This window comes from Arthrobacter sp. UCD-GKA (assembly GCF_001863355.1).
Lineage (GTDB): Bacteria > Actinomycetota > Actinomycetes > Actinomycetales > Micrococcaceae > Paeniglutamicibacter.
In genome coordinates, this window is sequence record NZ_MOLR01000007.1 from 134702 (window position 1) to 151814 (window position 17113).

Annotated in this window: 18 protein-coding genes; 10 read left to right on the forward strand and 8 right to left on the reverse strand. The window is 67.9% G+C overall.

The window, feature by feature from the left end; translation table 11 throughout:
• Positions 1 to 27: 27 nt before the first annotated feature.
• Both BLJ79_RS13705 and BLJ79_RS22950 read left to right on the forward strand, forming a co-directional pair.
• Positions 28 to 1176: a glycosyltransferase family 2 protein gene (locus BLJ79_RS13705; protein ID WP_071215322.1), complete on the forward strand. Its 1149-nt coding sequence runs from the start codon at positions 28 to 30 to the stop codon at positions 1174 to 1176.
• 29 nt (positions 1177 to 1205) lie between these two features.
• On the forward strand, positions 1206 to 1346 hold the full coding sequence (locus BLJ79_RS22950) for an LPXTG cell wall anchor domain-containing protein (protein WP_286135408.1): 141 nt from the start codon (positions 1206 to 1208) through the stop codon (positions 1344 to 1346).
• A gap of 72 nt (positions 1347 to 1418) precedes the next feature.
• On the opposite strand, the gene BLJ79_RS13710 is transcribed toward BLJ79_RS22950, so the two are convergent.
• The 4 genes from BLJ79_RS13710 to BLJ79_RS13725 form a co-directional block, all read right to left on the reverse strand.
• Complete coding sequence (locus BLJ79_RS13710; protein ID WP_286135409.1) at positions 1419 to 2540, reverse strand: hypothetical protein; 1122 nt, start codon at positions 2538 to 2540, stop codon at positions 1419 to 1421.
• Positions 2541 to 2731: 191 nt separating this feature from the next.
• Positions 2732 to 3634 (reverse strand): diacylglycerol/lipid kinase family protein, encoded by a 903-nt coding sequence (locus BLJ79_RS13715; RefSeq protein WP_071215323.1) that lies wholly within the window; start codon positions 3632 to 3634, stop codon positions 2732 to 2734.
• Positions 3631 to 5205 carry a glycerol-3-phosphate dehydrogenase/oxidase gene (locus BLJ79_RS13720; protein ID WP_071215324.1) on the reverse strand — a complete coding sequence of 525 codons (1575 nt, stop codon included), beginning with the start codon at positions 5203 to 5205 and terminating at the stop codon, positions 3631 to 3633. The genes BLJ79_RS13715 and BLJ79_RS13720 overlap by 4 nt, the downstream gene beginning before the upstream one ends.
• Complete coding sequence (locus tag BLJ79_RS13725) at positions 5202 to 5798, reverse strand: TetR/AcrR family transcriptional regulator (RefSeq protein WP_071215325.1); 597 nt, start codon at positions 5796 to 5798, stop codon at positions 5202 to 5204. The genes BLJ79_RS13720 and BLJ79_RS13725 overlap by 4 nt, the downstream gene beginning before the upstream one ends.
• Before the next feature lie 17 nt (positions 5799 to 5815).
• Here BLJ79_RS13725 and BLJ79_RS13730 point away from each other — a divergent pair, with 17 nt between their 5' ends.
• From BLJ79_RS13730 to BLJ79_RS13745, 4 genes are all read left to right on the forward strand, one after another.
• The gene (locus tag BLJ79_RS13730) at positions 5816 to 7507 is read left to right on the forward strand and encodes an FAD-binding oxidoreductase (protein WP_071215326.1); all 1692 of its coding nucleotides are present in this window, start codon (positions 5816 to 5818) and stop codon (positions 7505 to 7507) included.
• Positions 7504 to 8337: an SDR family oxidoreductase gene (locus tag BLJ79_RS13735; RefSeq protein ID WP_083411300.1), complete on the forward strand. Its 834-nt coding sequence runs from the start codon at positions 7504 to 7506 to the stop codon at positions 8335 to 8337. Before BLJ79_RS13730 ends, BLJ79_RS13735 begins: the two co-directional genes overlap by 4 nt.
• A 221-nt stretch (positions 8338 to 8558) precedes the next feature.
• Positions 8559 to 9890 (forward strand): DUF222 domain-containing protein, encoded by a 1332-nt coding sequence (locus BLJ79_RS13740; RefSeq protein WP_175475480.1) that lies wholly within the window; start codon positions 8559 to 8561, stop codon positions 9888 to 9890.
• Positions 9891 to 10378: 488 nt separating this feature from the next.
• Positions 10379 to 11449 (forward strand): 2,3-butanediol dehydrogenase, encoded by a 1071-nt coding sequence (locus BLJ79_RS13745; RefSeq protein WP_071215328.1) that lies wholly within the window; start codon positions 10379 to 10381, stop codon positions 11447 to 11449.
• Between the two features lie 304 nt (positions 11450 to 11753).
• On the opposite strand, the gene BLJ79_RS13750 is transcribed toward BLJ79_RS13745, so the two are convergent.
• Together BLJ79_RS13750 and BLJ79_RS13755 are read right to left on the reverse strand one after the other, a co-directional pair.
• The gene (locus BLJ79_RS13750; RefSeq protein WP_071215329.1) at positions 11754 to 12155 is read right to left on the reverse strand and encodes a PIN domain-containing protein; all 402 of its coding nucleotides are present in this window, start codon (positions 12153 to 12155) and stop codon (positions 11754 to 11756) included.
• 35 nt (positions 12156 to 12190) lie between these two features.
• Positions 12191 to 13036 carry a hypothetical protein gene (locus BLJ79_RS13755; RefSeq protein WP_071215330.1) on the reverse strand — a complete coding sequence of 282 codons (846 nt, stop codon included), beginning with the start codon at positions 13034 to 13036 and terminating at the stop codon, positions 12191 to 12193.
• A 496-nt stretch (positions 13037 to 13532) separates the two neighbouring features.
• Here BLJ79_RS13755 and BLJ79_RS13765 point away from each other — a divergent pair, with 496 nt between their 5' ends.
• Together BLJ79_RS13765 and BLJ79_RS13770 are read left to right on the forward strand one after the other, a co-directional pair.
• Positions 13533 to 13997: a hypothetical protein gene (locus BLJ79_RS13765; protein WP_071215332.1), complete on the forward strand. Its 465-nt coding sequence runs from the start codon at positions 13533 to 13535 to the stop codon at positions 13995 to 13997.
• A 39-nt stretch (positions 13998 to 14036) separates the two neighbouring features.
• A complete protein-coding gene (locus tag BLJ79_RS13770) occupies positions 14037 to 14777 on the forward strand; it encodes an alpha/beta fold hydrolase (RefSeq protein WP_071215333.1) in 741 nt (246 codons plus the stop codon).
• A 12-nt stretch (positions 14778 to 14789) separates the two neighbouring features.
• Here BLJ79_RS13770 and BLJ79_RS13775 read toward each other — a convergent pair whose 3' ends face one another.
• Positions 14790 to 15110 (reverse strand): AzlD domain-containing protein, encoded by a 321-nt coding sequence (locus tag BLJ79_RS13775; RefSeq protein WP_071215334.1) that lies wholly within the window; start codon positions 15108 to 15110, stop codon positions 14790 to 14792.
• Entirely contained in the window at positions 15107 to 15742 is a 636-nt protein-coding gene (locus BLJ79_RS13780; protein WP_286135411.1) for an AzlC family ABC transporter permease, read from the reverse strand. The genes BLJ79_RS13775 and BLJ79_RS13780 overlap by 4 nt, the downstream gene beginning before the upstream one ends.
• Positions 15743 to 15857: 115 nt before the next feature.
• Between BLJ79_RS13780 and BLJ79_RS13785 the strand changes: the two genes are divergently transcribed.
• Both BLJ79_RS13785 and BLJ79_RS13790 read left to right on the forward strand, forming a co-directional pair.
• Positions 15858 to 16433 carry a helix-turn-helix domain-containing protein gene (locus tag BLJ79_RS13785; protein ID WP_071215336.1) on the forward strand — a complete coding sequence of 192 codons (576 nt, stop codon included), beginning with the start codon at positions 15858 to 15860 and terminating at the stop codon, positions 16431 to 16433.
• A gap of 112 nt (positions 16434 to 16545) precedes the next feature.
• On the forward strand, positions 16546 to 17100 hold the full coding sequence (locus BLJ79_RS13790) for an isochorismatase family protein (protein WP_071215337.1): 555 nt from the start codon (positions 16546 to 16548) through the stop codon (positions 17098 to 17100).
• Positions 17101 to 17113: the final 13 nt, after the last annotated feature.

Here is a 17113-nt window from a genome sequence, read left to right on the forward strand (position 1 = left end):
GGAAACACGACCAAGGGCAGGAATCCGATGCGCAACGACCGCACCATGGGGGCAGGCAGCGATCCGACCGCGCCGCGGGGTCCCGCCGCGGAACCCGCCCGGGGAACCCATCGGGCCGACGGCGGCACGGTGACCGTGCTGGTCCCCGCACACAACGAAGCCGGGGCCATAATCGAGACCCTGCACTCGCTCGGGCAGCAAACCCGCCGGCCGGACCGGGTCATCGTCATTGCCGACAACTGCACCGATGCCACGGAGCAGCTGGCCCTGGCCCAGGGGGCCGAAGTCATCCGCACGCACGGGAACACGGACAAGAAGGCCGGCGCGCTGAACTTCGCACTGGGCAGCTTGCTCGAATCGGCCGACGGGGACGAGCTGGTCTTGGTCCAGGATGCGGACTCGCAGTTGGCGGGGGACTTCATCGAAAACGCCGTCCGCCACCTCGGTGCGGACTCCACGCTTGGCGCGGTCGGCGGGGTGTTCAGCGGAGGCCCGGGAGGCGGCTTCGTCGGCCACCTGCAACGCAACGAGTACGCCAGGTACGCCAGGGACGTGAAAAGGCTCCACGGCAGATGCCTCGTCGTGACGGGAACCGCGGCGCTTTTCCGGGTGCGGACCCTTCGGGGCGTCTCGGTGGCGCGAACCCGGGGCGCGCTGCCGGCCGGCAACGGCCGCGGCGGGGTCTATGACACCTCGGTGCTGACCGAAGACAACGAACTGTCCTTCGCGCTGCTCACCCTGGGACACACCATCCTGTCCCCGGCCGACTGCACCCTGGTCACCGAGGTCATGCCGACCTGGCACGAGCTGTGGGCCCAACGCCTGCGCTGGAAGCGGGGTGCTGTTGAAAATTGCGTGCAGTACGGCTGGACCAAGGTCACCCGTCCCTACTGGGGCCGGCAGTTCCTGTCCATGCTTGGCGTCCTGGTCACCCTGGCCTATGCCGGGGCGATTGCCTACGCCGTGGGATCGGGAGCCGGCCTGCACATCCATGCCATTTGGATGGCGGTGACCGCCGTGTTCGTGCTTGAACGCGTCGTGACCCTGCGGCCGCGGGGATGGAAATACATGCTGTTGGCGGCCACCATGTACGAAATGGTCATTGACCTGTTCCTGCAGGCCGCCCACGCCAAGGCATTCGCCGATGCACTGTTCAACACCAAGAAGGTCTGGTAGCCAAGATGTACAACAATCCAATGATCCCCATGGCAGCAAGCGCAGGATCGGCGGCCCTGGCCATGACCGGAGCGGGCGAGGCCTTCTGGTACGCCCTGGCGGGCTTCGCGCTGCTGGCCCTCGGCCTGGCGATCAAGCGCATCGTCCCGGTGCGCGCGCTGAAGTCCTAGCCCGGATTCTGCTCTGAAGGTTGCGGGGGACCGGTGGCCAACCGGCCATCGGCCGCCCCGCAACATCCCCGCTCAGGCCACCGGCGCGGTCGCGGCCGAGTACCTCGAGACCGTCGTGTAGCCGGTCTTGGTGCCGGTGACCCGGACCTTGATGGTGTCGCCCGCATCTATCGCGGCGAGCGTGTAGGTCTTGACCGTCGCCCCGGGGATGGCGGCACCCGAGCGGTACCACTGGTACTTCAGCGTGGTGCCGGTGGTCCAGGTGCCGGGGTTCGCGCTCAGCGTGTTGCCGGTGGCCAGGGTGCCACTGATGGTCGGAGTCGGTGCGGTGAGCGTGCCCGGGGCCGCGAAGGAGAAATCGCGGATGACCACCGACTCGGGCGCGACATGCAGCGGGTCTCCGCCGCCGCCTCCGGTGACCCACAGGTTGAAGTGGATGGCTTCGTTGGCCGGAACCGGGACCGTGGCGCCCTGCATCACGGTCCGCTTGAGCAGCGTCCCGGCGAATCCGGTCCCGGCGAAGGTCTCGAAGGTCAGCTTGGATGGCTCCCAGATCAGCCGGTGGGTCAGCACGGCGGTGGTCGTCGTGGGAAAGGTGATCGTGCTGTTGCCCTCGCCCGGCGGCAGCAGGGCATCGAACCAGTAGCCGTGTCCCTGGGTCACCGGCCAGTTCTCGCCGTAGGCGGCGCCGCCGCCCCAGGCCGAGGCCTCGCACAGGTCGATTTCGTTGTATCCCGGCGAGGCCTCGGGGTCGTAGGTGAACAGGCACCCCCACACGACCTCCTTTTGCAGCGCGCTGACGTTCTTGGCAACGGTGGTGCTGTAGGTTCCGTACCCGAACCCCTGCCGGGTGGACTGGATTTCGGCACCCGCCGGGGCCGCGCCGGTGGGGTTGGACAACCTCAGGGTGACATACCCGTTGGCGTCGGGGTTGCCGACATTTGCCGGGTCGAACATCCGGTTGAATTGGGGGGCCCCGCCCCAGAACCGTTTCTGCCAGTTGAAGCCCTTCCATTCGAAGCTGCCGGCCGGCCCGGGATCCTCCGCCAGGGGCGCGATCACGGCGGCCTGGGCGGGCATCGGGCCCACCGCCAGGCACAGCCCCGCCGCGACCAGGAGGGAGAAGGTTCGCAGGATCCGGGGGAACCTGGCGGGGATTCGTGCCGGGACAAGCGCAATGGCGGTTCGTTTCATGGCAAGACCTTCGCTGTTCGGTGACCCGGGGACCACCATGGCCCCGTGGCTGGACACCGGGCCCCACCCGATGTGCCTGAAAGGCTAGGCACATGCCCGCTCCCGTCGCCGCACGTCCCACCCAAGGCATGCAACTGAATGATTATCGGGCATGACCCGTGGATTTGGATAGTGGCAGGTGGTCCGGCGCCTCAGCCAAACACCGGGGAATCGGCGGGCACCAGGACGCTGACCGCGCGCGGTGCGATGGAGATGGTGGCCGGCAGCGGGCCGACGTTTTCCCCGTCGGCATAGATGTTCAGCGGCTTGCTGGCGCTGATGGTGATCTCGCGGCCGCGGCTGAACGTGATGTTCCCCTGGCTCAGGTGCGTGCCGCGGTAGGAACGCAGGAAGGTCAGGGCCACGCCCAGGATGCCGGCCTGGCCCAGGGACACCACGTCCAGCAGGCCGTCGTCGACCTTGACCAGCGGGCAGATGTGCAGCCCTCCGCCGTATTGGCCGACGTTTCCCACTGCGACAAACCAGCCCGGAACGGTGTGCTGCACCCCGTCCACGTCCAGGGTGAAGGTGACGTTGCGCCATTGAAGGAACGCCTTCAGCCCGCCGTAGAGGTACACGAAGGGTCCGAGGTTGATCCGGGCGCCGTTGCCGTATTCGTTGGCCAGCCCGTCGAAGCCGGCATTCGCGACCCCGAAGTAGGCGCGGCCGTTGACCAGCCCCAGGTCCAATTGCCGCACCACCAGCCGCGGCAGCCGGCGCACGGCCGTGGCCGGGTCGAGGTCCAGCCCGAGGCGGCGGATCGTGTCGTTGCCCCGGCCCCCGGCCAGCGGGAGCAGGATGGCGCCGGACTCCCTGGCCCCGGCCGCAGCGGCGCCCAGGAACCCGTCCCCGCCCAGCACCGCCACCAGGGTTCCGGCCGCGGCCGCGCGCGCCCGGTCGGTGGCCTCCTGCAGGCTTTCGGTGATGCGGACGACCGGGGTGAATCCGGCCGCGTGCAGGGCGGCGGCCGTTTGTTCCCAGTGTTTCAGGCCGCGTCCGCGGCCCGAGGTCGGATTGACCAGCAGCAGGGCCGGCTCGGACGAGGGCGCCTTCATGCGCCCGGTCCTTCCACGGACGGGGTGCCGGCTGCCAGCGCCAGGATCTCGGCGGCGCGGCCGGAGGCCCGGGCCGCGTCCGCGGGCACCAGGGAGAGCCGGGTGCGGCGCTCCAGCAGGTCTTCGACGCCCGTTGCCCCCTCGGCGCGGATGGCGAAGAGCAGTTCAGCGCCGGTGATCCCGGTGCCCTCGAAGAGCGGTTCGGCCAGCAGCGGGTGTTCCCCGGCGAGGGCGTGCACCGCCGGCGCCTCCGTGCCGTACTTGGCCACCAGCCGTGCCGGCGCGTCCAGCGAGGCCAATGCGCTGCGGTGTGCGGCGCCGACCAGCGGCAGCCGCCTGGTCCGGCTCGGCGTGGAGACCCCGAGCCGGGCCGCTGCGACGTCCACCGCGTCCTGCGCCATGCGGCGGTAGGTGGTCAGCTTCCCGCCCACCACGGTGATCGGCTCCCCGGGAACATCCTTCACCAGGTGCCGGCGGGAAATGTCCGCGGTGCCGCCGGACCCGCTGGCCGGCGCGGAGCGCACCAGCGGACGCAGCCCGGCAAAGGAGCCGATCACGTCCGTGCGGGCCAGCGGGGGATCGAGCACCCGGTTGACGACACCGAGCAGGAAATCAATGTCGTGCTCCGGCACGGCGGGACGGTGGCCGTCGGCGTCGCGGTCCTCCTGGTCGGTCAGCCCGATGTACACCGTGCCCTCCGGCTGGGGCAGCACAAAGACGTACCGGCCGAAGTGCCCGGGGACCGCCACGGTGTGGGCGGCATGCGGGTTGCCCAGGCGTGCGGCGCGCACCACCAGGTGGGTGCCGCGGCTCGGAACCAGCTCCAGGCCGGCATCGAAATCGGCCGCCCAGACGCCGGCGGCGTTGATGACGCTCCGAGCCCGGATGGCCAGGGATTCGCCGGTCCGGGTGTCGATTGCCTCCACGGAGCCGGCGGTGATCGCGGTCGCCTTGGCATCGCGCAGCACATGGGCGCCGAGCCCGGCGGCGGTGCGCAGCACGGCCAGCACCAGCCGCGCATCGTCGATGACCTGCCCGTCCCAGTAGAGCAGGCCGCGGCGCAACCCTGGCGTGTCCAGGGCCGGCGCCATGGCCGCAACGGCCTGCTTCGAGAGCAGCTGGGGGCGCGGCAGGATGGAGGAATGCAGGCCCGAGGTGCGGCGCAGCGCGTCGTAGAGCAGCACGCCGGCCCCCGCCGCGGCGGTCTGGGCGCGCCGGGCGCCGGTGGTGTCGGGGATGATGAAGCCCAGCGGGCGGATCAGGTGCGGGGCGATGTGCTGCATCAGCCAGCGCCGCTCCACCGCCGATTCCCAGGCGACGGGCAGGTCTCCGCGAGCCAGGTAGCGCAGCCCGCCGTGGACGAGCTTGGAGCTGTAGCCGCTGGTGCCGGAGCCGAAGTCGCGGGATTCGAGCAATGCCACGGACAACCCGCGGCTGGCCGCATCCAGCGCCACGCCGGCCCCGGTGATCCCGCCGCCGATGACGGCCACGTCCACTTCGTGCCCGGCCAGATGCTCCAGCGAGCGCTGCCGGGTGGCGTCGTTGATCCAGGTCGGATCCTGCCTGCTCATCGGGTGCCGCCCGGCTGCGGGGTCAGGTGCCGCACGAGCATCTTCTCGAGCTCCTTCAGCGTCGGGTCGAAGGTGCCGCTCTTGCGCAGCAGCCGCGCCGAGAGCGCCACGCCCTGCAGGGCGAGCAGCAGCGTGGCGGCGGTGGCCTCGCCCGCCTCGATGCTGTGGTCGGCCTGCCCCGCGGCGAGCAGCGATTCGAGCTGGTCCAGGATCAGCTGCTGGCTGGCGCCGAACCTGTCGGTGACGTAGGGGATGAGGAATTCGGGGTCGCGCTCGGCAATCGATTCCAGCAGCTCCGAGGTGGCGAAGACCCGCACGGCCGCGATGGCGAAGTGCACCAGCTGTTCGCGCCCGGTGCCGGCGGGGGAGGCCGAGCGGACATCCGCGGCGGCGGTGCGGAACTCCCGGGTCAGGGTGGCCAGGACGGCGTTTTCCACCGAGCCCATCCGGCGGTAGAAGGTCATGCGGGAGACCCCCGCCCGTTCGGCAATGTCGTTCGCGGTGGTGCGCCGCACCCCGTGGCGGACCACCGAGGCGCGCGTGGCCAGCAGGAGGCCCTCGTCGGCGGGGCTGCTGGTACGTTGTGACGTCATGTGTCACACTGTATCGCATGGTGACCCAGAACACAGTGACGATTCCCCGCTCGGTTTGGTACGGCTGGGGAGACCCGGCCCGGGCCAAGCCGCTGGCCGCCGGCGGCCTCGAATACCTGCGCGCCACCCTCGGGCTTCGGCACGTGGACGCCACGCATCCGCCCGTCGACTTCGCGGACATCGAATTGGACACCTCCGCCCTGGGCGAGGAAGTGCTGGCCGAATTGCGCGGGATCTGCGGGGTCGACCACGTCTCGACCGAACGCACCGAACGCATCCTGCACTCCGGCGGAAAGAGCACGCCCGACCTGCTGCGCATCCGTGGCGGCGACGCGCGGCAGGCGCCCGACGCGGTCCTCTTCCCCGGCAGCGCCGACCAGGTGCGCCGGATCCTGGAACTATGCGTGCGGCGGCGCCTGGCCGTGGTCGCCTTCGGCGGGGGCACCTCGGTCGTCGGGGGAGTCGAACCGGAACACGGCCCCTTCTCCGGGGTGCTCACCCTCGACATGCGGCGCATGGACAAGCTGCTGCACCTCGACGCGCTCTCGCGCACCGCCACCTTCGAGGCCGGGATCCGCGGACCGGCCATCGAGGCGGACCTGGAGCCGCTGGGGTTCACCCTCGGCCACTTCCCGCAAAGCCACCAGGAGGCAACCCTCGGCGGCTATGTCGCCACGCGCTCCGCCGGCCAGGCCTCCACCGGGTACGGCCGCTCCGACGACCTGGTCAAGGCCGTCCATCTCGAGACGCCCGCCGGCCCGATGGACGTCGGCTCGACGGCACCGGGGACAGCCGCCGGGCCCAGGCTCCTGGACCTCGTCGTGGGATCCGAGGGCACCCTGGGCGTCATCACCTCCGCCACGGTGCTCATCCACCCGCTGCCCGAATCCAGGAGCCACGGCGCCTGGTCCTTCGAATCCTTCGACGCCGGGGCCGCAGCCCTGCGGCGGCTGCGCCACGAGGGCGTCCGCGGGGACATGCCCCACGTGTGCAGGCTCAGCGACACCGACCAGACTGCGGCCACGTTCAAGCTCGGCGGCCCCAAGACCGCCGCCATGTCCAGGTACCTCGGGCTGCGCGGCCAGCACGCACCCGCGCTCGCCCTGTTCGTCTGGGAGGGTTCCAAGCGCGAAACCGCCGCCCGCAAGCGGCGCAGCGCACGGATCCTGCGCGCCGCCGGGGGGATTTACGTCGGACCCCTACCGGCCCGGGCCTGGGAGCGCGGGCGCTTTTCCGGGCCCTACCTGCGCGACGAGCTGCTGACCCGCGGCGTGCTGGTCGAGACCCTGGAAACCGCCGCCACCTGGACCAGGCTCGAGGCCACCTACGCCGCGGTGCGCGGCGCCATCCTCGACGCCCTGGCGGAAGGCGGGGGAACCGGGTACGTGCAGGCCCACATCTCCCACGTCTACCCGGACGGCGCCTCGCTCTACTTCACGTTCCTGGCCGGGCTGGAGGAGGACGGGCCGGCGCAAAACGCCCGCGTGAAAAAAGCCGCCTCCCAGGCCATCGTCGCGGCCGGGGCCACCATCACCCACCACCACGCGGTGGGCATCGACCACGCACCGTACCTCGAGGCGGAAATCGGCGCCCTGGGCATCGCGGTGCTGGCCGGCATCAAGGAAACCCTTGACCCTTCGGGCATCATGAACCCCGGAAAACTCATCCCCGCACCCCAGAACGCGACAACAACCCAGGAGAAGCCATGAACCCCGTCATCGACACACTGGCCGGATCGACCGTGCTCATCACCGGGGCGGCCATGGGCATGGGCAAGATGTATGCCCAGCTCGCCGTCCGCGACCATGCCAGCCACGTGATCCTCTGGGACATCAACGCGGCGGAGCTCGAGCGCACGGCCGCCGAGCTGCGCGCCGGCGGCAGCCAGATCCACACCATGGTGGTGGACGTGTCCCGGCTCGAATCCATCGAGGAAGCCGCCGAGGCGGTGCGCTCCGGCGTCGGGGCCCCGGACATCCTGATCAACAACGCCGGCATCGTGCGCGGCAAGTACTTCTGGGAACACGACCAGCGCTCCGACATCGCCGCGACCATGAACATCAACACCCTCGCGCTGATGCACATCACCCGCGAATTCCTGCCCGAAATGATCTCCCGCGGTCGAACCTCGCGGATCGTGAACGTGGCCTCTGCCGCCGGGCTGCTGGCCAACCCGAAGATGAGCGTCTACTCCTCCTCCAAGTGGGCGGTGATCGGCTGGAGCGATTCGCTGCGCCTGGAACTGGTGCAGGCCGGGCACCGGCACATCAAGGTGACCACCTTCTGTCCCTCCTACATCAAGACCGGCATGTTCGCCGGCGCCCGCGGGCCGCTGCTGACCCCGCTGCTGGAGCCGGGCCCGGTGACCGAGAGGGTCTGGCGGGCCATGAAGGACGGTCAGCCGATGCTGATGATGCCCTGGACCGTGAAGCTGAGCACTGCGCTGCGCGGGGTGCTGCCGATTGCCGCCTGGGACGTCGTCGCAGGGCGCGTGTTCGGGGTGTACAAGTCCATGGAGCACTTCACCGGGCGCAAATAGCATCCAGCTCGGGGAGAATGGAGACCTGCCGGTAGTGAGTAGAATATTTATACGAAAAATGTGAAACAACTATTTTCTACTTCGGGTAATCGTTCTATACTGGTTATATGGCCAGTAAGTCATCGGGCGGTACTCTTTCAGCCGGAAACACCAGAGATGGTTCCGGCACTGGACTGGGGTATGCGGACCTCAAGGCCCAAGGCGTCGACTTGGATGCGGTGGTGGCTGACTATGTTGCCAGCAACGGCGCCGCCGGAATCAGGTGCGTGGCTTCCGGCCTGAACCGCATGGACATCCCTGCAGACCACTTCGACACCGTGGAAAACATCGCCGCGATGGAGGCCGCGAAGAGCGCGATCTTCGCGCAACAGGCCGACCACGCCGTGGCCTACGAAGATTCCCTGTCGGCCGCCCGGAAAAGGCGTAACCTCCGCGAAAAAAACCCGGGTTGGGGAGCCTCCAAGGAAGTCGCGCTGGCCATGCGCATCTCGCCAAAGGGCGGGACCCAATTCATGAACAGCTCCAGGATGATGGGGGCGGACCTGCCCTTGACCCGACMGGGACTGCGTGACGGCAAGGTGACTTGGGCGCAGGCCCAGATCGTGATCAGTGGAACCCGGAACCTGGAACTCGCCAACCGGCAACTGGTCGACAGGTTGCTCTGGGAAGAAACGCACAACTGCTTCGAGCAGGGAACGGCAAAGCTGGCTGACATCGTTGCCTACTGGGCGAAGATCCTGGAGCCCAAGACCGAGGAGGATCTCGAGGCGAAAGCCTGGAAAAACCGCTGCATCGGTGGTTACCAGATCAACGCCCACGAGGTCATGATCAGCGGGACACTGCCGTTATCCCTGGGGATTGCCGTTCTCCAAGTGCTTGCCGGAGAAGCGGAAAAGGCCCAGAGGGAACCCGGGGAAGAACGAAGTGCCGGGCAGATCCAGGCCGACGCCTTCTACGAGCTCATGACCGGGCTCAAGGTCGCCGGAGGCGTCCCACTTGAAATTCTGCTGGTGATGGACACCGCCGTTTTGACCGGGGAGAGCAACGAGCCCGTGCTGATACCGGGCTACGGATTTATCAGCGCGAACCGAGCCAGGAAAATGGTTGCGGCAGGTCCCGAGGACGAACTGGCGATCTGGGTCAGGGGCCTGTTCATTGAAAGCCGGACCGGGCAGCTGGTGGCAATGGAATCCAGGGCGCGGCGCTTTGGCGGAAACCTGAAGAAGCTCATCAAGGTGCGTGACCAATATTGCCGCACCCCCTATTGCAACGGAAAGATCCGCGACATCGACCATGTGGTGCAGGTCCGGAAGAACGGGAAAACCACCGAGGACAATTCCTCGGGTCGCTGCTTCAGTTGCAACCAGACCAAGGAAGCACCTGACTGGGACGAACATCCGACTCCAGGGGATCGGCACAGCTTCAACATCACCACACCCAGCAGCCACACCTATATTTCGAAAGCACCGCCCCTTCCGGGCATGAAAACCGGGCTGCATCGAAGCAACATATCCGAGGATGGCCTTCCCGGCACGGGGCCGCCGGGCGGCTGATGGACCCGCGAAAAGATCCATCCAATTCAAGACCAGCAGGACACCACCAAACCCCGCAGGGGGAGCTTGGTCGTGTCCTGCTGTAGTTTGGGGAAAACCGGCAGGTTCTTCAGGCGATGGAGGAAAACGAGGAAGGCTGCCGGGGCAGGCAGGGAGCCAGCGGACGAATCAACTACCAATACAACAACCACTATCAAACGACTCCCGGCAGCGATGCGCATGCAGTCGTAGCGATCATGACCATCAACTATTCGAGTCACTAGCGCTCTCGTGCACTCCCTTGACGCCGGACTCCACCGCAATGTTTGGCCTGCATCGATCTTCCTCCCTGCCGTCCATCGAAAGTTCCTCGCTTCGATCTAGCCACCGGCCGCGGCACGGCGGTAGCGTCGAGAACGAACGGATTCCATGCACGGACAAACCATTTTGCCCTCCGGTATCCGTACGGGCGCGTGCCCCGCGTCCGGTCGTTCGAGAAAGGATTCGCCGTGAAAGCTGCACGCTTCTACGCACAAAAAGACATCCGCATCGAAGAGATCCCCGAGCCCGAGCTCCGCCCCGGTGCGGTGGCCATCGACGTCGCATGGTGCGGCATCTGCGGCACCGACCTGCACGAGTACCTCGAGGGCCCCATCTTCATCCCCTCCCCGGGCCACCCGCACCCGCTGTCCCACGAGGAAGCCCCGGTGACCCTGGGGCACGAATTCTCCGGAACCATCACCGCGCTGGGCGAGGGCGTGATGGACCTCGCCGTGGGCCAAAACGTCGTGGTCGAGCCGTACTTCACCTGCGGGCAATGTGCCTCCTGCCAGGCGGGAAACTACCACCTGTGCGTCAAGATGGGCTTCATCGGGCTGGCCGGCGGCGGCGGGGGACTGGGCGAGAAGATCGTCGTCGACGCGCGTTGGGTCCACCCCATCGGGGATATCCCGCTGGATGAGGCGGCGCTGATCGAGCCCCTGTCGGTGGGGCACCACGCGGTGGTGCGCAGCGGCGTGCACCAGGGCCAGATCGCGCTCGTGGGCGGCGCCGGACCCATCGGCCTGCTGACCGCAGCGGTGCTCAAGGGCATGGGCGTGACGGTGATCGTCAGCGAGCTTTCGGCTGCGCGCAAGGACAAGGCCCGCGACAGCGGGGTCGCCGACCACGTTCTGGATCCGAGCACCGAGGACGTCAAGGCCCGGGTCCTGGAGATCACCAACGGCCTCGGGGCCGACGTGGCCTTCGAATGCGCCGGGGTCAACGCGGTGCTCGACACCCTGCTCGATGCCCTTAAGCCCACCGGTGTGCTGGTCAACGTCTCCATCTGGGGCCACCCGGCGACGGTGGACATGCAGAAGATCGTGCTCAAGGAAATCGACGTGCGCGGCACCATCGCCTACGTGCGCGACCACGCCGAGGTCATCGAGCTGGTCGGCAGCGGCAAGATCGACCTCAAGCCCTTCATCACCGGGAAGATCGCCCTGGAGAACCTGATCGACAAGGGCTTCGACACGCTGATCAACCACAACGAGACGGCCGTGAAGATCCTCGTCTCGCCCAGCGGCAAGGGCCTTTAGGAATTGTCGTAGCGGCCGGGGCCCACCTGTGTGGGCCCCGGTGAAATTCGCATGCACCCAATCGCGCTTCAGCAGCGCCCGGCGCGATCCGCCCTTGGGGTGCCGGGAACGGGGGCAATCTGTCCAGTAGTGGATCTGCCCGGGGGCAACAACGTGTTGGAACTGCTCCGTGGTTGCCGACCGATCGGTGCCGTTGATGGTCGGGAATGCATCGTGGCTTCAACGCGGCCCCCGTGTTTGCCGGGGTTGGGAATCTGCAGCAGTCCACCGGTGAATCATGCCTGTGCACCGTGGGCGGATTTGTTCAGCCGGAGAAGAGCGCGGGGAAAGGAGCCAGCGGCAGGACGCCTGCAGCCTGCGCGGCGAGTCGCGGGTCCAGCGTCACCAATGCGTCGGCCTGGAGCATGCCGACTGCGAGGTACTCGGCATCCCCGAGTGAGGCCCACCCGTGCGTCCGTGCCAGCTTCCAGGCGGTGCCCCGCGAGACCCGATCGCCCAGGGTGCGGATCTTCACCGCTGTCATGGCCTCGTGCAAGGCCAGCGCCTCGGCTTCGTCCAGCGTGCCCGCCCCCACCTCGGCCAAGAGCAGCCCGAGTGCGGCGGTGCGGACCGCGTGGGGTGCGACAAGCCGGTGGTCCGGGTGCACCGTGGTGTCCGCCCGCACGATGGCCAGCAGTGCGGGCGGGTCGATCGCGAAGCGGGTCATGGGCCCACGGTACGCCCCGGGCATGCCGCCTGTCGCTAGGCCTCGGGAGTGAAAACGACCTCGGAAGCCAGCGGCCACCCGGTAATCGATTCGAACGGATCGTCGTCGTCGGTGTTGGCCGTGACCAGTTGCTCATGCTGCACGTCGATGAGCAGGGTGTCGAGCGTGCCGTCATGCACCTGCAGGCTCACGCGCATCGGATGCCCGTCCGGGGTGGTGAAATCCGCGTGCACCGGGAAGATGAAATTGCGCGGCACGGTGCGATCCGCGTCCTGGGGCACCACGAAGGACAGGGAACAGGTGAACTCTTCGGGGCCGGCCCAGTACTGCTCCCTGGCTCCGGCCAACTGCTCGCGCAGCTGGGCGGCGCCGAAGTCTTCGGTGGCGCCCAGCATTCCGGTGAGAACCTCGCGAAGCTCCACGCTGATCTCGCGTTCCGCGGGCCCGGCGTCGGCGTCGTAGTCGAGGGGCTCGGCCTCCCGCCCCGGCGCCTCGAGCAGCACCAGGGCCGCGGTGAGGATGCCGGAGCCCACGGCCATGAGCGGGCGCGGGTTGCCGATGCCGCGGCGCAGCAGTCCCTGGTGGATCTTGCTGTCCAGGGCGAAGCTGTAGTGCGTGGCGATGGCCCCCAGCGCACCCAGGCCCAGGGAAAGAGATCCGCGCAGCACGTTGCCGGGCTTGTATTCCGCGCTGCCAGAGCTTCCGACCCATGCCACTGCCGCATAGGCGGCCCCGGACCCTCCGACCAGGCTCCTGCGGGTGCAGGGCTTGAAACGGGCGGGATCGATGAGCGTCAGGGCCCCGCTGGCCGCACCACTGACCAGGGCGGTCACGAAGCGGGCACGGGGGCTCTTCTTTGCTGCGTCAAGGGAAGAAGTCATGGTTCCAGCCTACTGGTCCATTCAGAGGCGACGGGTCTGGTCAGCCGATGTTTAGGAGATCTGGGCAGGGGTTGCCGAAAAGGCCCGCCTAGGTGTGGCGCGTGTGAAGAGCGGCCTGCGCGGCGCCGCGTGGACCACCGCCGGGCCGCCGAGCAGCTGGCACCGGAGCAGGGCGCGGGGCTCTATGTGGCCGAGGTCGCCTGCGCCGTGCCGGCCAGGGCTGAGGAAGCCGTGGCGGGCCTCGATACGCATCTAAGATGCCGTCCCGGTGGATGCCCCGGACTACACCGGGCTGCGTTGCTACGCACCCGGGGGCAAGAGCCCGAAGCCCTGCTGACCGGATGGCAAACGACCAATGGCCGCCCGTGGGTGGAACACCGCGCGACGGTGTTCCACCCACGGGCGGTTTGCGTGGCCATGTCCCGGGGCCGGATTCGTTGCTAGACTCCGCGCCAAGTGGCTGCACATCGGAACCTTCGGGAAACGGGGAAAAGACATGGGCACGTTCGAGGACGAATTGACGCCGGATCTCGCCGCGGTGGCCGGGCCATTCGCGGCCGCCGCGGCACCGTTCGACAGGGATCGCGGTGGCGAGGCGGAGCACGACCCGCACGCGGAATTCCTCGAGATGGCAGGATTCCTGGTGGGTGTGGTGGGGCTGCTGGTGTCGTTGATCAGCGTGTACACCGCGGGGGTCGAGGCCCGGCGCAAACGCGTCCCTGATTTCCAGAAGCTGCTTGATGGGCTGGTTGCCGGAACCATCAGCCCCCAAGACGCCCTGGCCACGGTGGGCCGCTGGAAGCCGGAACTCAGCCCGGCCGAGGTTGCCGAACATTGGAAGAGCGGGAACATTGCCCGCTACAAGGAGGTTTTGGGCTTGCTGGGGTACCCGCCAGCGGTGGTGGAAAAGATCCTGCAGGCCAGTTTCGGGGCCATCGCGGAGTTGGCTGGCAAATCCTGAAACCGCCTTCCCCCGTGCCTTGCCGATAGGGTTGCCTGGATGATCACCAACAGTTTCGGGCCCGCAACGGACAAGCCGGTGCTGCTGCTCCATGGCGGGGGAGTCGCCGGGTGGATGTGGACCTCGCTGCGCCGGAGCCTGGAAACCAGATACCGGGTTCTGGTGCCAGACCTGCCCGGCCATGGCGAAAGCTCCTCGGAACCCTTCCTGAACCACGCGGCCACCATCGAGGCGCTGGCCAACATGCTCGTCGCCGGAAACACCCGCCCGGTGGCCGTCATCGGCTTCTCCCTGGGTGCCCAGCTGGCCATCGAACTGGCCGCAACGCACCCGGGACTGGTGGACCGGGTCATGGTGGTCAGCGCCCAGGCCAAGCCGCTGCCCCTGGTAGAACCCACGCTCTCACTTCTCGGTCTCAGCGCCCCGTTGGCCCGCAGGCGCTGGTTTGCCCGGCTGCAGGCCCGGGAACTGTTTATCCCCGAGGACATGATGGAGGCGTACATTGCCACCAGCGCGGGCATTGGCAGGGAAACGCTGCTCGCCGCGGTGGAGGCAAACCTGCGCTTCACGCTGCCCGAAGAGTGGCCGGATTTTCCCGGCAGGGCCATCGTGCTGGCCGGGGCACGTGAGCGGGCCGTGATGCGGGAATCCGCCCTGGCCATCCATGCGGAGCTGCCCGGCAGTGAACTTGAAATTGTCGCGGGCTGTGGGCACGGGATGCCGTTGCAGCGCCCGGACTGGTTCAACGCCCACGCCTTGGCATGGCTTTCACGCACCTGAGCCAAGGCGGCTTTAGGGGACGCCGAGCAGGCGCAGGCCGCCGGTCACCAGCACCGCGGCCAACAGGACAACCACCAGAGGCGCCCGCATCACCACGGCGATTCCCGCCGCGCCGATCCCGGCCACGCGGGCGAAGCCGCCGAACTCCTCGCCGGCAATCCCCAGGGATGTCACCACGACACCCATCAGCAGGGCAATGACGCAGCGGTCGATCCAGTTTTCCGCGTCCGGCGACAACTGGAACCGGGAGCGCAGCAGCACTCCGCCCAGCCGCATGGCGTAGGTGCCGCCGGCCAGTGCGAGCATGCACCACAGGAACACCTCGACATTCATGCCGAAACCCGCCTCCGGCGCTTGCTGGTCAGATACACGACGGCCACCCCGAGCAACGCCATGGCCGGGGCCAGGCCCGCGGGAACGAACGGGGAGGCCACCAGGGTGAAGATCACCCCGATGCTAGCGGCCAGCAGGGTGGTCTTGTTGCGCAGCGAATTGGCCGCCATGCACAACAGCAGCGCGGGGAATGCGGAGTCAAGGCCAAGCGCCGTGGGGGAGACCACGGAGCCCAGCCATGCGCCGATCGCCGCGCCTCCCGGCCAGGCCACAAAGATTCCCAGTCCGACCAGCCAGAAGGTGGCCCGCTGCTTTTCCGTCCCTTCCTTGCCCAGGGCCATGGCCACCGATTCGTCGTTGACCAGGTGGGCGCCGAGCACGGTCCGCCACCCGGAGCGCAGGAACTTGCCGGCTCCCACGGCATAGGCGAGGTTCCGCGAGTTGACCATGAGTCCGGCCAGGACGGCGACAGCGGGCGAACCGCCGCTGCCGATGACATTGATGAACAGCAACTCCGAGGCCGCGCCCAGCACCGTGCCGGCCAGCAGTACCACCTGCCAGAAATCCAGCCCCATGTCCCGGCCCAGGGCGCCATAGGAAATGCCGACGACTCCGACCGACAGCGAGACCATCACCGACTCGTGGACGGCAGACCGTCCGACTGTTCGAAATATAGAACGCATGGGTTCAGTGTGGCGGCAGGCCTGTCGTTCGTCAAGGTGAACAAGTGGCCGCTATGATGATCGCATGGCCAAGACCACGTCCAACCCCGAATCATCCCTGCCCATGGAACGCGTGGCCGTCGCGCTGCGCCGGGAACGCGAGCGCGCGGGCCTGAGCCTCTCGGAGGTGGCGCGGCGCGCGGGCATCGGCAAGTCCACGCTCTCGCAGCTGGAATCGGGCGCGGGCAATCCCAGCGTGGAAACCATGTGGGCCCTGAGCGCCGCATTCGGTGTCCCGCTCTCCGTGTTGCTCGATCCGCCCCGCCCCGAAGTGACCGTTATCCGGGCCGGCGAGGGCCCGCGCCTGGCCTCGGGATCCGCAGACTACGCGGCCGCCCTGCTGGCACCCAGCCCGCCGAACGCACGCCGGGACATCTACCTGATCACCGCCGAGCCCGGTGCCGTCAAGCATTCCGAGCCGCACGCCCCGGGAACCGTCGAGCACATCATCCTGTCCGCGGGCCGGGCCACGAACACCGTCGCCGGCAACGCCACGGAACTCGGCCCGGGCGACTACATGAGCTACCCCGGTGACCAGGCCCACGACTTCGAGGCACTCGAGCAGGGAACGTTCGCGGTCTTTGTTGTCGAGACCCGGTAGCACCCCGGAGGCGAGTTAAGTTGCCCCGCGCCGGCCATTCCAAATCGCGGGTGCATCGGCGTAGGTTGGTTCGTGGAAAAGCACCGGCACATCCTTCAAAGGGGAGACGACCATGAGYACATTCTCGGACCGGGACCGCACCGCACTGATGGTGATCGACGTCCAGAACAATGTCGTGGCAGACGCCTATCGGCGTGAGGAAACCATCGGCAACATCAACGAACTCGTGAAGCGGGCCAGGGAGTCCGGTGCGCCGGTGGTGTGGGTGCAGCACGCTGACGAGGAAATGGAAGTGGGTAGTGCCGACTGGGAAATCGTCCCGGAGCTCTCGCCCGCCGCCGAAGAACCGGTCGTCCAAAAGATCTACGGGGATTCCTTCGAGGGCACCAATCTGGAAGAAGTACTTGCCTCCGCCGGCGTCGGCCGGCTGTTCGTCTCGGGTGCCGAGTCGGATGCGTGCATCCGCTCCACGGTCCACGGCGCCTTCACCCGGGGCTACGACGTCACCCTGGTTTCGGACGCACACACCACCAGCGACATGACCGAATGGGGAGCGCCGGCGCCCGAGGTCGCGATCTCGCACATCAACCTCTACTGGCAGTTCCAGGGAGCCCCCGGCCGCACCGCAGCCGTCGTCTCCACTCAGGAGGTCGACTTCCGGTCCTGACCGTCCCCAACCG

Coding starts and splice junctions, on each gene's coding strand:
- BLJ79_RS13780 (WP_286135411.1), bottom strand. CDS start 15,742: ATGGTCTCGCTGTCGGTCGGAGTCGTCGGCATTTCCTATGGCGCCCTG.
- BLJ79_RS13735 (WP_083411300.1), top strand. CDS start 7,504: ATGAACCCCGTCATCGACACACTGGCCGGATCGACCGTGCTCATCACC.
- BLJ79_RS13710 (WP_286135409.1), bottom strand. CDS start 2,540: ATGAAACGAACCGCCATTGCGCTTGTCCCGGCACGAATCCCCGCCAGG.
- BLJ79_RS13725 (WP_071215325.1), bottom strand. CDS start 5,798: ATGACGTCACAACGTACCAGCAGCCCCGCCGACGAGGGCCTCCTGCTG.
- BLJ79_RS13750 (WP_071215329.1), bottom strand. CDS start 12,155: ATGACCCGCTTCGCGATCGACCCGCCCGCACTGCTGGCCATCGTGCGG.
- BLJ79_RS13730 (WP_071215326.1), top strand. CDS start 5,816: ATGGTGACCCAGAACACAGTGACGATTCCCCGCTCGGTTTGGTACGGC.
- BLJ79_RS13720 (WP_071215324.1), bottom strand. CDS start 5,205: ATGAGCAGGCAGGATCCGACCTGGATCAACGACGCCACCCGGCAGCGC.
- BLJ79_RS13775 (WP_071215334.1), bottom strand. CDS start 15,110: ATGAATGTCGAGGTGTTCCTGTGGTGCATGCTCGCACTGGCCGGCGGC.
- BLJ79_RS13785 (WP_071215336.1), top strand. CDS start 15,858: ATGGCCAAGACCACGTCCAACCCCGAATCATCCCTGCCCATGGAACGC.
- BLJ79_RS22950 (WP_286135408.1), top strand. CDS start 1,206: ATGGCAGCAAGCGCAGGATCGGCGGCCCTGGCCATGACCGGAGCGGGC.
- BLJ79_RS13765 (WP_071215332.1), top strand. CDS start 13,533: ATGGGCACGTTCGAGGACGAATTGACGCCGGATCTCGCCGCGGTGGCC.
- BLJ79_RS13770 (WP_071215333.1), top strand. CDS start 14,037: ATGATCACCAACAGTTTCGGGCCCGCAACGGACAAGCCGGTGCTGCTG.
- BLJ79_RS13705 (WP_071215322.1), top strand. CDS start 28: ATGCGCAACGACCGCACCATGGGGGCAGGCAGCGATCCGACCGCGCCG.
- BLJ79_RS13715 (WP_071215323.1), bottom strand. CDS start 3,634: ATGAAGGCGCCCTCGTCCGAGCCGGCCCTGCTGCTGGTCAATCCGACC.
- BLJ79_RS13755 (WP_071215330.1), bottom strand. CDS start 13,036: ATGACTTCTTCCCTTGACGCAGCAAAGAAGAGCCCCCGTGCCCGCTTC.